Origin of the sequence: Thiohalocapsa halophila (assembly GCF_016583825.1) — a bacterium.
Classification (GTDB): Bacteria; Pseudomonadota; Gammaproteobacteria; order Chromatiales; family Chromatiaceae; genus Thiohalocapsa; species Thiohalocapsa halophila.
On sequence record NZ_NRRV01000259.1, the window covers coordinates 1 to 660 of the forward strand.

Genomic DNA, 660 nt, shown 5'->3' on the forward strand with positions numbered 1-660 from the left:
CACATGCGTCGCCGCCAGCTTCCCATCAACCGCTGTAAAATTCGCATCTGCTATGAAAGCCAAAACAGTCGCAATCATCGGTGCCGGGCCCGTCGGGCTAGCGGCGGGCGCACATGCCTTGGAACGTGGCTTGTCCGTGGTGATTCTAGAGCGGGGCCTAGAGGTTGGACACTCGATCCTGCAGTGGAAGCACGTCAAGATGTTTTCTCCTTGGGAGTTCAACGTCGACCACGCCTGCGCGCGCTTACTGCACCGGATCGGGTGGAAGATGCCGAATCCGGAGGTGCTGCCAACGGGCAGGGAGCTTGTTGAACAATACCTCGCTCCACTCGGCACCAAGACGCCGCTGAAGGATCACATCAAGTTATCCTCCATGGTCACTGCGATCAGTCGCGTCGGCTTCGACAAGTTGAAAACCGCGGGGCGCGAACAGGCGCCGTTCGAGATCCGCTATGTCAGAAGCGGTGAGGAGCATGCCCTCTTTGCCGACGCCGTCATCGACGCCTCCGGCACCTGGTTTTCGCCCAACCCCGCGGGCGCCAACGGCTTGCCGGCCATCGGCGAGGCCGCTGCCCGAGGGCACGTCAGCTACACGATGCCCGACGTTCACGGCGAGCAACGGGATCGATTTGCCAATCGACGCGTTGCCGTGCTCGGGGG

General features: G+C 62.0%; 1 protein-coding gene. It reads left to right on the forward strand.

The window, feature by feature from the left end; genetic code table 11:
• Positions 1-52: 52 nt before the first annotated feature.
• The coding region (locus tag CKO31_RS26325; RefSeq protein ID WP_200243942.1) for an NAD(P)-binding domain-containing protein at positions 53-660 on the forward strand (608 nt) is incomplete at its 3' end.